At 70.4% G+C, this 11,408-nt stretch carries 9 protein-coding genes and 2 pseudogenes; 4 read left to right on the forward strand and 7 right to left on the reverse strand.

Annotation, left to right across the window (positions count from 1 at the left end; all coding sequences use genetic code 11):
• The first annotated feature begins 455 nt into the window (after positions 1–455).
• On the forward strand, positions 456–1,439 hold the full coding sequence (locus tag OG289_RS47950; RefSeq protein ID WP_327320306.1) for a zinc-dependent alcohol dehydrogenase family protein: 984 nt from the start codon (positions 456–458) through the stop codon (positions 1,437–1,439).
• A 198-nt stretch (positions 1,440–1,637) separates the two neighbouring features.
• Here the strand turns inward: OG289_RS47950 and OG289_RS47955 are convergent, their stop codons facing one another.
• The 3 genes from OG289_RS47955 to OG289_RS47960 all read right to left on the reverse strand — a co-directional run bounded on the left by OG289_RS47955 (position 1,638) and on the right by OG289_RS47960 (position 6,125).
• Entirely contained in the window at positions 1,638–4,412 is a 2,775-nt protein-coding gene (locus tag OG289_RS47955; RefSeq protein ID WP_327320307.1) for an AAA family ATPase, read from the reverse strand.
• A 263-nt stretch (positions 4,413–4,675) separates the two neighbouring features.
• Positions 4,676–5,428 carry a hypothetical protein gene (locus tag OG289_RS49940; RefSeq protein ID WP_442819051.1) on the reverse strand — a complete coding sequence of 251 codons (753 nt, stop codon included), beginning with the start codon at positions 5,426–5,428 and terminating at the stop codon, positions 4,676–4,678.
• Positions 5,313–6,125: an inositol monophosphatase family protein gene (locus OG289_RS47960; RefSeq protein WP_327320308.1), complete on the reverse strand. Its 813-nt coding sequence runs from the start codon at positions 6,123–6,125 to the stop codon at positions 5,313–5,315. The genes OG289_RS49940 and OG289_RS47960 overlap by 116 nt, the downstream gene beginning before the upstream one ends.
• Positions 6,126–6,223: 98 nt before the next feature.
• Between OG289_RS47960 and OG289_RS47965 the strand changes: the two genes are divergently transcribed.
• Positions 6,224–7,201, forward strand: a complete 978-nt coding sequence (locus tag OG289_RS47965) for an AsnC family transcriptional regulator (RefSeq protein WP_327320309.1) — start codon at positions 6,224–6,226, stop codon at positions 7,199–7,201.
• A gap of 172 nt (positions 7,202–7,373) precedes the next feature.
• Here OG289_RS47965 and OG289_RS47970 read toward each other — a convergent pair.
• The 3 genes and pseudogenes from OG289_RS47970 to OG289_RS47980 form a co-directional block, all read right to left on the reverse strand.
• A pseudogene (locus OG289_RS47970) lies at positions 7,374–7,694 on the reverse strand (SDR family oxidoreductase); the annotation flags it as partial.
• Between the two features lie 88 nt (positions 7,695–7,782).
• A complete protein-coding gene (locus OG289_RS47975; protein ID WP_327320310.1) occupies positions 7,783–8,559 on the reverse strand; it encodes a transposase in 777 nt (258 codons plus the stop codon).
• Positions 8,560–8,897: 338 nt separating this feature from the next.
• The gene (locus tag OG289_RS47980) at positions 8,898–9,464 is read right to left on the reverse strand and encodes a dihydrofolate reductase family protein (RefSeq protein WP_327320311.1); all 567 of its coding nucleotides are present in this window, start codon (positions 9,462–9,464) and stop codon (positions 8,898–8,900) included.
• Here OG289_RS47980 and OG289_RS49945 point away from each other — a divergent pair.
• Together OG289_RS49945 and OG289_RS49950 are read left to right on the forward strand one after the other, a co-directional pair.
• Positions 9,463–9,870: pseudogene (locus tag OG289_RS49945) on the forward strand (transposase); the annotation flags it as partial. The gene OG289_RS47980 and the pseudogene OG289_RS49945 overlap by 2 nt on opposite strands.
• A 148-nt stretch (positions 9,871–10,018) precedes the next feature.
• Positions 10,019–10,240: a hypothetical protein gene (locus tag OG289_RS49950; RefSeq protein ID WP_442819134.1), complete on the forward strand. Its 222-nt coding sequence runs from the start codon at positions 10,019–10,021 to the stop codon at positions 10,238–10,240.
• A gap of 138 nt (positions 10,241–10,378) precedes the next feature.
• Here OG289_RS49950 and OG289_RS47990 read toward each other — a convergent pair whose 3' ends face one another.
• On the reverse strand, positions 10,379–11,350 hold the full coding sequence (locus OG289_RS47990; protein WP_327320313.1) for a ParB/RepB/Spo0J family partition protein: 972 nt from the start codon (positions 11,348–11,350) through the stop codon (positions 10,379–10,381).
• Positions 11,351–11,408: the final 58 nt, after the last annotated feature.

Here is an 11,408-nt window from a genome sequence, read left to right on the forward strand (position 1 = left end):
ACCGGGCCGAGCCGGGCCAACCCTTGGATCGGAAGTCCGTGAAGCCCCGGGTGAGCACACCGTACCCCGTGCCCTTGCGGCTTCCCGGACCGCCGACCGAGCAAATGGATCTTGAAGGTGACATGACGGGAACGCCGAAGGTGCCGCGCGTCGGCCTGCTTGTTCCGGTGAGGGGAAGGCGGCCTCGTCCGGATGCTCACATCCGCACCGGACGCCCCATCGGGCGCGCTCCGCCTCATGACCGGTCCCGAGGTTCCCGAGGACGCCCCGGTCGAACTCGCCTAAAGCCCATGGCGATGAGCCGGTGTGTTGTGCGGCTCATCGCTCCGTCCTTCGTAACGTGAGCGCGATACGGGACACCGCAGCCGACGCACGTGGCCCCCGGCCCTCTCGGCAGCCCTCTCCGATGCCCCGGCCCCTCCCCCCACCTGACAAGACAGGAATGAGGCGCAGTCATGCGCGCAGTGGTGCTACAAGAGTTCGACACCCCGCTGGTCCTCTGCGAGATCGAGAAGCCCAAGGTGGGCCCGGGCCAGGTGCTGGTCAAGGCCAAGGCCAGCGGCGTCAACCCGCTGGACGCCAAGATCCGGGCCGGCAGGGCTGCGCACGCCGAGCGCACGCTGCCGGCCGTCCTGGGCCTGGATCTGGCCGGCGTGGTCGAGGAGGTCGGCCCGGGCGTCGACGACTTCGCGCCCGGCGACGAGGTTTTCGGCATGACCGGTGGCGTGGGTGATGTGCAGGGCTCGCTTGCCGAGTACGCGGCCGTCGATGCCCGTCTGCTCGCGCGTAAACCGGCCGCCCTCACTCTGCGCGAGGCCGCGGCCCTGCCCCTGGTCGTCATCACGGCCTGGGAGGGTCTGGTCGACCGGGCGCAGGTCCACGCGGGGCAGAAGGTCCTCATCCACGGCGGAGCCGGCGGGATCGGCCACGTGGCCGTGCAGATCGCCCGTGCCCGCGGTGCTGAAGTCTTCGCCACCGCGTCGCCCTCGCGACTGGAGGTCGTCGAGCGCCTGGGGGCCGCCCCGATCGACTACACCACCACCGCGGTGGACGAGTACGTCGCCAAGCACACCGGCGGCGAGGGCTTTGACGTCATCTTCGACACCGTCGGCGGTCCCGTGCTCGACGCCTCCTTCGCGGCGGTACGCACCTACACGGGTCACGTCGTGAGCGCCCTGGGCTGGGGGACGCACAGCATCGCGCCCCTCTCCTTCCGCGGGGCGACCTACTCGGGTGTCTTCACCCTGCTGCCCCTGCTGACCGGGCGCGGGCGGGAGCACCACGGAGAGATCATGCGCAAGGCGGCCGCCCTCGCCGACGCGGGGGCGCTCAAACCGCTGCTCGACCCCAGGCGCTTCGCACTCGCCGATGTGGCCGCCGCCCATGCGGCCGTGGAGAGCGGCGCCGCCCAAGGCAAGATCGTGATCGACGTCGACTGACGCCCTGTCATGCACCCCCGTCGGTCGAGCCGGTCGCCGCGGCCATCCAGGTGTGGCTGGCCGTCCCCCTCATGCCCAGCGGCCAGGACCGCCGGGACCAGCTTGACCTGGTCTCCTTTCATGCCCCGATGACGGCGTAGTGCGGCGACGTTGTCCACCGTGCCGAGCAGGGCGGCGAGACCGTGCTCTGGGCGGCGGCTAAGGACCGTCCTCCTCGTCGCCCAGGTCGGTCAGCGCGTCGCGGAGTGCGGCGCGCGAGCTGATGCCGAGCTTCGGGAACACGCGGTACAGGTGCGCGCCGACGGTCCGCGGCGACAGCAGCAGATGCTCGCCGACCTGCCGGTTGGTCAGGCCGGTCGCCGCGAGGTGGGCGATCTGCCGTTCCTGGGGTGTGAGCACCGCTCCCGGTCCCGCAGCGCCCTTGCGTCGGCGTCTGCCGGTGGCGCGCAACGCGGCCTCGGCCCGCTCGGCCCACGGGGTCGTGCCGAGGCTGGTGAACAGCTTCCCGGCGCGTTCCAGATGAGGGCGGGCGGCGCGCATCGCGCGGTTCCTGCGCAGGCGCTCGCCGTAGGCGAGTTCGAGGCGGGCCAGCGGGAACGGCCATCGCACCGACCCCGGATCGGCGACCAGCGGATCGAAGAGATCGGGATAGACGTCGTCGTCCGCCACCAGGGCGGCGGAAGCGTCGCACAGGAAGCGCAGCCGTGGGGCGATGCCGGCCAGTTTCGCCTCGGCCGCGGCACGCACGTGGGCGCGTGCCTCCTCCACATGCCCGCTGCGCACGGCCGCCTCGACGGCATCCATGATCGTCCAGACCGTGACCTGCTCGTGCGACGGGAAGGTGCCCAGCGGGCAGATCGACGTGTAGTGCTCGTACGCGTCCTGGTAGCGCGCCTGGGTGAGCGCTGCCAGGCCCTCGATGTTGGCCGTGAAGGTCCGCACGGCCAGGGCGTTGCGTGGGATCGCCCACTGGTGCATCCGGACGCGGGCACGGGCGATGTACTCGATGTCGGCCCGGGCGGCGGCGAGCAGCATTCGGGGGTTCTGTGCTCCCCACATCAGCAGGTCGTAGCCGTTCTCCTCGCACAGGGCGATGCCCTCGTCGGCGAGGGCGCCCGCGTCCTGCCAGCGGCCTTCGTGGAAGGCGCTGGCGGCCAGCATGATCAGGGCTTGGACGGCGAGCGCGACGGCGCCTCCGGCCCGGCCCTCGGCGGCCGTGCGCTCCAGCGCACGGCGGGGGAACCGGTCGACGTAGTGGCCCGCGAGGGCGACCATGACGACACGTACCGGATTGCTCTCGCCGTCCAGGTCCGCGACCAGCGCGTCCAGTTCGCGCAGTTGCTCCGGCGTGGACCGCACCGGGTCGGCGAACGTCGCCGCCGCGAGCCGGAACGATGCCGTGAGCAGCGGTGCCAGCCGGGCGACGGCGTCGTCGAACGGCCTCCACAGCTCCTGCCGCCCGCCGAAGGTGCAGATCATCATCAGCGTGCCCAGCGCCTCCTCCAGGGCTTCGGCGCTGTGCGGATCGGGCTCGGTATGGGTGACGGCGCCGACGAGCAGCTTGTGAGCGGTGTCGATGTCGCCCTCGCTGTTGAGCAGGTGCGCCGCCGCGGCGGTCGACGCCTGCAGCGTGTTCGTCACCGCCGGGTCTGCCGCCCGGGCCCGGTGGAGGAGGGCGCGGGCGCCGTCGAGTGTGCCGGCGATGTTGGCCCCGATGTAGGAGGCCCGGGCGAGTCGGCGGGCCCGCTCGGCCGGGTCGAGGGTCAGGTCGGCGGCGCGCAGCAGAAGCGATACCGCCTGCACCGTGTCGCCGCGTTCGAGTGTGGTGAGCGCGACTTCGACGAGTCGATTCGCGATGGTGTCGTCGGGCCCCAGGGCCGACTCGGCGAGGTGGAGTGCCTGGACGTCCGGGTCCGCCGTCAGCTGCGCGAGCCGGTGGTGGGCGGCCCGGCGCTCGGGCGCGGTGGCCAGGTCCACGACCGCGGACCGGATGAGCGGGTGCGCGAAGCGAAGCCGATCGGCCCGCCGGTCCACGAAGACCAGTTCGCTTGCCTCGGCCGGAACGAGATCGCTCGCAGAGCCGGCGATGACCTTCATCAGGCGCGTGCCGTCTTCGCCGCCCAGCGCGGCGAGCAGCAGCAGCCGGCGGGTCGGCTCGGGCAGCCCGGAGACCCGGCTGTCGAACAGCCACCTCAGCCGGGCGCTCAGTGGCAGGGTGGACGGAAGGAAGTCGGCTCCGGTCTCCTGCGCCGCGGTCAGAGCCCGGGGCAACTCGATAAGGGCCAGGGGATTGCCGTCGGCCTCGGCGAGGATCCGGTGCCGGACCGACGAGTGCAGATTCGGATGGTGATGACGAAGCAGGCTGAGGGCGGCGTCCTCCTCCAGCGGCGCCAATGCCAGTTCCGGCGCCGACTCGCGGTCGAAGAAGCTCTCATGCCCGGTGCGCTGCGACAGCAGCAGGCCGACCCGGAGCCCGCCGAGCCGACGGGCGACCAGGCTGAGGACCGCGACGCTCGCGCGGTCGACCCACTGCAGGTCGTCGACCACCAGTACCAGCGGCGTCGTCGATGCGAGGTGAGCCAACCAGGCGAGCAGCGCACTGGTCAGCATCAGGCGGCCGGGAGGTTCTCCCCGTTCGAAACCGAGCGCGGTCGCCAGCGCGGCGCGGTGCACCTCGGGCAGCTCCGGCAGGCTGCCCGCAGCGGGCAGCAGGAGCTGATGGAGCCCGGCGAAGCCAAGCTCGGTCTCGTACTCGGAGCCTGAGGCCCGGAGCACGCGGACGCCCATGGAACCGGCCTGTCGCATGGCCGCGTTGAGCAGTTCCGTCTTCCCGATGCCCGGCTGGCCGGTGACCAGCTGCGCGCCGCCGTCCCGGACGGCGGTCTCCAGGAACGAGGTGAGGGCCGCCGCCTCTCGTTCCCGCCCCACGACGGAGACATGACTCGCGTCGGAGCGGGACTCGTGTGCAGCCACGACGCTCCTTCCGCATGGTCCGAACACGGTCCCGGCGCGCAGTTTGAGCGTGCGACCCGAGAAGACGGGAACCTGGCCGCTGTCAGCGTATAGGAACCCCTGGCGGCACGATCTCAAGCACGGTCGATCTCGCTCGGAACCATCGGCCCGAGCGAGCGGAGCCAGGAGGTCGACAGGGTGCTGACCAGCCGAAACCGATCAGAGCAGTGACCGAGGGGCCTCCTGGCCAGGTGGTGCGGGTGGCTCGGAAACCGGTCGAGTCCTCATTCCACATTCCACAAACGCCCGCCCCGGCGAGTGGCCCGGGTCGGCAGGACCGGCCGTGTCGGCCCTGTGGTCCCGGAGGCGACTCCTCGACGCGGACACGGCACGGAGTTCTGATCGCACTGGTCCGGGTCGCATGAACCCGCCGTCGCCGGTCCCACGGGACGGGCTTCGAGCCACCACCGGGACGAGGGGATGAAGTGGTCATTCGACTGATGCTGCGCCGCGCACGCCCAGGGACGCTGGTCCTGTACGGCGAGACGGCTCTCGCTGATGCCCCGGTAGGACACCCTGCCCCGACGGCTGCATGCGGTGCGGGACCGGGCGGTGGCCCTGGACGTCGGGGCGCGGTTGAGGGCGCAGGCGATGGCGTCGACGAGGTCTCCCGCATTGGCGAGGGCGACGGTCTTGAAGGCGTGTACGCGGCCGTAGGTGACCTCGCGTTCGAGGCTGAGGGTCACATGAGTCAACAGGTCGCAGAAGAGCGGGCGTTCGACGAGGGAGGCTGTCACGGTGCGGGCCGGCTCGTCCGGTGTGACTCCCGTGTGGTCGGTGAGCCGCGCGGCGATGTCGTGTGACCAGTCGCGGTATCCCAGTCTGCGCCGCAGGGAATGCCGCCCGCTGGTCCGCCGGGCCTTATCGAGGGCAGTGGATCGACGGACTGTCCCCGCGCAGAGTCTCCACCAGCCGCGCGTGCAGTCCCACCGGTGCCGTGAGGAAGCTGTCGGATCTCGTGGTCCAGGGACGGCCATCGGCGTCCGTGACCAGGGCGCCCACCTCGCGGGCCACCAGCGCGCCCGGCAGGAGATTGGCGGCGTCGCGGCCGAACTGCCAGAAGGCGTCGAGGCGTCCGGCCGCTGTATCGGCGATCTGCCACGAGGTGGGACCCAGATTGCGTACGGCACCCACGTACGGCAGCACGGCGGCGAGCGACCGTCCGGCCTCCTTGGCGGCCTCGGGCTGCCGGGTGATGAACGGGGGATGGCTGGTTGCCACGATGGCGACGGCCGGGTCGGTCTTGGCCGACGGCGTGATCGGCCGCCCGTTGCGGGTGGCGCCGGCTCCGAGGGCGGCGAGGTAGGTCTCTCCCAGCAACGGCGCGTGCAGGGCGGCCGCCACAGGCTCGCTGTCCCGGACCAGCGCCAGGCTCACGCAGAACTGCGGCAGGTCCTGCAGGAACTGCACCGCGCCGTCCACGACGTCGACGACCCACAGCTCGCCGTCGGGCAGTACGGCGAGGCCGTCCAGTTCGTCCGCCCAGGCGACGCCGGGCCGCAGTGCGTCCAGATGCTGCCGCATCACGGCGGCCGTCGGCGCCTCCAACGCCCCATAACTGGCGGCCAGTTCGTCGAGGGAGGTGACAGGCGCCGGGCGTGGGGTGGCCAGCAGCAGCTCACCCACCTCCTGCGCGGCGGCGGCCATGGGCGCGAGCAGGTTCTCGTAGGTCATCTTCGGCTCCAGTGCGTGAATCGGTCGACACGTCGATCATCCGTCGCGCCGGCGCCGTACATCCCTCCAGAGTGTCTGCGTGAGCGATACTGCCACTCATGGTCCTCCAAACGGCAGATTCCGCACTCGACGAGCGCGATCAGCGGCTGATCGCGGCGCTGCAGTGCGACGGACGTCTGACCGCCGAGCGGGCCGGTGAGGTCCTCGCAATGAGCCCGCGCACCGTGCACCGGCGCTGGCAGGCCCTGATCGCCGACGGGACCTGCAGGGTGATTGCCCCGCACGCCAGACACGACTCGGTTGGCGCGCTGTTTCTGCGGATCCGAGTGCTCGGCGGCAAGCTCGACGCGCTCACGGCGGCCCTGGCAGCCCGTTCCGATGTCCCGTTCATCGATGTGTCGGCGTCCGGCGACGAGATCCTCGCCGTCTCGTGGACGCTGCCGGGCACCCGGGACCACCTGGTGTTCCGGGACCTGCCCGCGACCCGGGCCGTGACGTCCGTGGCGGCGGACACCGTCCTGCATGTCTTCGCCGAGGCCTCCGACTGGCGGCACGCAGTCCTCAGCGACGCCGAGCGCGCCGCGCTGACACCGGTACTCCCGCCAGGAGCCGCCCCGGCGGGAATGGCGGACGACATCGACCGCGGCATCCTCGCCGTGCTGGAGGAGGACGCCAGGACACCGGCCGCGGCCGTCGCCCTGCGCACCGGCCACCCGGACTCCACCGTCCGGCGCCGCATCGCCCGGCTCACCGAGAACGGCCGACTCCTCACCCAGGTCGTGGTCGACCCGAAGCGGCTGGGACTCCTCATCGACGCCAACATCATGGTGCGCGTCGCCCCCGCCCGCCTCGACACGGTGGGGCGCACCCTGGCGGAACACCCCGCCGTGCACGGCGCGTTCGCCACCACGGGCCCGTCCAACCTGCACATCGCGATCTGGGTACGCGACCTGGAGCACCTCTACCGGTTCATCACCCAGGACCTCGGCAGTCTGGGAGTCGACGGCGCGGAGACCGTCATCGTCGGCCACGCGGTCAAACGCCCGGGGAAGGGGCCAGGCGGCCGGGTCGGGTGAGCCGGGTCGTGGCATCGGCACGCTGATGCGGTGGCGGGCGAGGCGGAGGAAGCCTTGGGTATGGGTCTTTCCTCGGGCTCGGCATTTGTCGTAGCAGGTGCGGTAGGTTCACGCACGCGTCCCGGAGCCGCGTCTGTTCAGGCGCGATCGCCGCGGAGCCCGGCACCGGTGGTCAGCCCTGCGCGGTGGGCCGCACGATCAACTCGTTGACGTCCACGTTCGCCGGCTGGTCCACGGCGAAAGCGATGGCATCAGCGATGGCCGAAGCCGGGATCGCCAGCTGCTCGGCCGCCGCCCGTGCGGCGGCCTGGGCCTCCACCGAGCCGCCGCGGTCGGTCAGCTCACTCCGCGTGAATCCAGGGCTGACGACAGTGACGCGGACGTCCCGGCTCTCCTGCCGCAGCCCTTCGGACAGAGCCGCCACGGCAAACTTGGTGGCGCTGTAGATAGCAGCGGTCGGGTCCACCCGGTGTCCGGACACCGAGGACACATTGGAACTCGCCTCGCTGCGGGCAGCCGAGCAGCGGCGTGCCGCGCTACGCCACCCCTCCGGCATGCGGTGCCGGTCAGCGGCGCCGGGCTCATGAGCGCCGTTCCTCGCGGTTGCGCAGCAGCTTGCGCCGGGCCTTCCACTCCGGATCTTTGGCCCGGCCACGTCTGCCGCGGTGTGTGCGGGTCAGACGGCGGCGGACGAGGCTGAGCATCTTGTTCGCAAGCTGCACCACGTGGAAATGATCGACCACCACGGTGGCGTGCGGCAGTCCGGTGCGGATCGCCGCCCGATACGACGGGGACATGTCGATGGCCACGAAACGAACCCCCTGGCGCCAGGTGAGCGGGGTGTCGGCCAGCCAGGCCGGCACATCGCCGGCGGCCCGTCCCTCGGTCTGCCCCAGCAGACCGCCGCAGCCTGCGGCGTCGACGAATCCGGTGTGCCAGCGATCGGCCGCCGCAGACGACTTCCCCGTCTGCGGGTCCTTCTCCCAGCGGGCCCTGCCCCGGCGGGTCTCGTCGATCCCCAGCACCTCGATGTCCGGCAGCGGCGCCTCGGTCACCGCAGTGGCAGCGGTACCGAAAGCCTCCATCACTACCGGCCAGGACGCTTTCCACTCCCGCGCGGCCTGCACCACCGTCACCCCGGCATCACGCACCGCCCGACCGGCCGCCTGCCGTAACCGCTCGGTCAGCCGGCAGCGGGCCGGTATCTGCGGCACCTGCTCGGTGAACGAACGCCGCGGGCAGCCACTCTCGTCGCACCACCAGCGGCGCTTGTGCCACACCAGCTCGGGCCCATGCTTGCCGTACGGCAGATCCCGCGGCCGGGTGGTCGAGCTGCCCCGCACCCGGCAGGCAAGCACCCGCACTCCGGACAGGCCCGCGCCCCCGCGAAGTCGGTGCCCAGGTGTACTCGGCGGGTGCCGTCTTCGAGCCGCTCGACCTGTACCACGGCCAGGCCGTCGAGATCGAGCAGCCGGGTCGTGTCGTTGACCACGCCCGTGGCCTCTCTCGCTGATCATCCTGCGTAGCAACAGAAATGATCACCGAGGCCCCGGGCACCCCAGTGCCCGGGTGCACTTCACCCCCCCTGCGATCAACAGAGCGTGACCACCAGCAGGGCCCAACCGCTCAACTTCGAAGACCACATTGGTAGCGAGTCTGGGACGACTCGCTACCAATGGCGAAGGCGGACGAGCGCTCAGCGCCTCGTCTCGTACCTGGTCAGCACCACGCCGCCGGGGAACGTCCGCGTCTCCACCAGATCCAGGTTCACCCAGCTATCCAGCGCGGCGAAGAAGGGCGTGCCGCCGCCCACCAGAACCGGATGGGTGGCGATCGCGTACTCGTCGATCAGCCCGGCCCGCATGGCCGCCCCGGCGAGCGTCGCGCCGCCGATGCCCATCGGGCCGCCGTCCTCTGCCTTGAGCCGGGTGATCTCGGCGACCGCGTCGCCGGTGACCAGGCGGGTGTTCCAGTCGACCTTGTCGATCGTCGAGGAGAACACCACCTTCGGCGTGTCCCGCCAGTTCCGCGCGAACTCGATCTCCGCCGGGGTGGCGTTGGGCTGCTGGTCGCCGGTCGGCCAGTAGGAGCTCATCGTCTCCCACAGCTTGCGCCCGTACAGCGACAGGCCGCTCGCCCGCTCCTGGTCGAGCCACCACTGGAACAGCTCGTCGCTCGGCGGCCCGCCCCACCCGATGTCGTCGCCGGCTGCGGCGATGTAGCCGTCCAGGGTCAGGTTCATGCCGTAGATCAGTTTCCGCATGGCGCCAGCCTTCCGTGAGTCGGACTCCGGCGTATACGACCGGCGCCGTGCGGGAAACTCATCGGTGCGCGGTCTGGGCTCACAGGTAGTCCTCGTGGTCAGGGCTCAGTGTGGCGTACTCGCCAGCTCGGGCACCCGACGGATCTCGACCTCGCCCTTGGCCTGGCTGGCCGGCACCCCGCTCGCCTGGCGCCAGGTCATCCGGTTCGTGGCCATCGACATGTCACCGTCCTGCCGGGCCGCCGTGCGCACCGGCCTGCCGCACGCCACCGTCGTAGTTGATCACTTCCATGTCGTTCAGCTCGCCAACAAGACGCTCAATCTGGTGCGCCGCCGTCTCACCCGAAGCGTCCGCGGCCGACGTGGCCGGACCGCGGACCCCGAGTGGAAGGCCCGGCGCAAGCTGCTGCACAACCGCGAAGACCTCACCGACGCCGAGTTCGAACGGATGTGGAACCCGCTGATGGACCAGGGCCCGATCGGCCAGGCGCTGCGGGTGGCCCGAGATCGAAGCCTTCCTGAACACCGGCATCAGCAACGCCAAGAGCGAGGGGATCAACCGCGTGATCAAGTTCGTCGGCCGCTCCGCTTACGGCTTCCGCAACCCCGCCAACCAGCGCCTACGCGCACGCTGCGTCACCACCCGCCGAGCCCGCGGACACCTCCGCACCGCACAACTTCGAAGACCCGCTTTGCAACGTCACGAGGGAACGACGCTGCGAGGCCCCACAGTCCGCTTGCCCCACACCTACGAGCCCATGCACCACCCCGGTTGAAACTGCAGGCGCGCTTCATGGGTCGGGGGCATCGCGACCACGCGATCTCAACTCTCCGGCCAGGAGATCGCGGGACTGGGATTGGGGACGGACGAGCCAACGGTCGTATCAGGGCTTCCGGACGGCCGGCGACGTTGATCAGCCGGTTTTCGATATGTCTCGGTGCCCTTGTTGTTCCAGGTCGTCGGCGAATTCAGCCCACCACAGGCTGCAATATTTGGCCATGCCTGCGATGCGGACCTTACTGTGGGCCGGAAGGGACCTGATGAGCTTGGCTCGTTTTTCACCGCTGATGGCGTGAAGGCTGAGCCAGCGCAGAAGGAATCGGCCGTCCCCGGACAATCGTACAGACGGATCTTTCTGGAGACTGTCCAAGTTGGAGATATAGGATCCTTCGATCGGCTGCTGGGCGAGAGAGAGCGTGCGCAGGCCGGGGCTCGACTCGGTGTCCGTGGGGGGTGCTGGATCCGGGTCGGGCAAGAATTTGTCCGGGATGGGATTCTCGCCTCGATTGAGACGTTTGCGGACGTCCCGTGCGGTGCTCATGGAGATTCCCGAGCGTCTGGCTATCTCACGCAGGCTCAGACCCGGTTCTGCCTCGATGAGTTCGCTGGCGCGCCGACGGCCGGCCGCGCTGTTCAACGGGCGAACTCGGCCGTCGCGGCCGATTCTGGATGGTGCCGCGGACTGCTGGTCGGGCCGCGAGCGTGCTCTGATTCGGCCGACCGTGGGGGCACTCAGCCCGGTCATCTGGGCGATGGCCCTATCCGACCAGGCATCACAGGACTCGATCAGGCGTACGGCTGCGGCTTCCCGGTCAGCCAGTGTGAGCGGAAGTCCGTGGGTGACATTCACCTGGACGGCGCGCGCGAATGCCTCCAGCTCACTGCCGTCAAACCACTCCACTCGGATTTCTGTGTCTCCGCGCAGCTGAGCGACCCGTAATCGGTGCATTCCGTCGATGACACGCATCGTCTCGCGGTGGACGAGAATGGGAGGCAGCACGTCATCGGATTCGGCCAGGAGTTTTATGTGCTCGGGGTCCTCGCCGTTGAGCCGCGGGGAATCGGCGGGCCGCAACCGGTCAATTGGAGCGTAGTCCCCGGTCACGGTCCGTGAACTACGAGTGATCCGTGCTGACTTGTCAGACGTCACCGTATCACCCCGA

It is taken from the genome of Streptomyces sp. NBC_01235 (genome assembly GCF_035989285.1).
GTDB lineage: Bacteria > Actinomycetota > Actinomycetes > Streptomycetales > Streptomycetaceae > Streptomyces.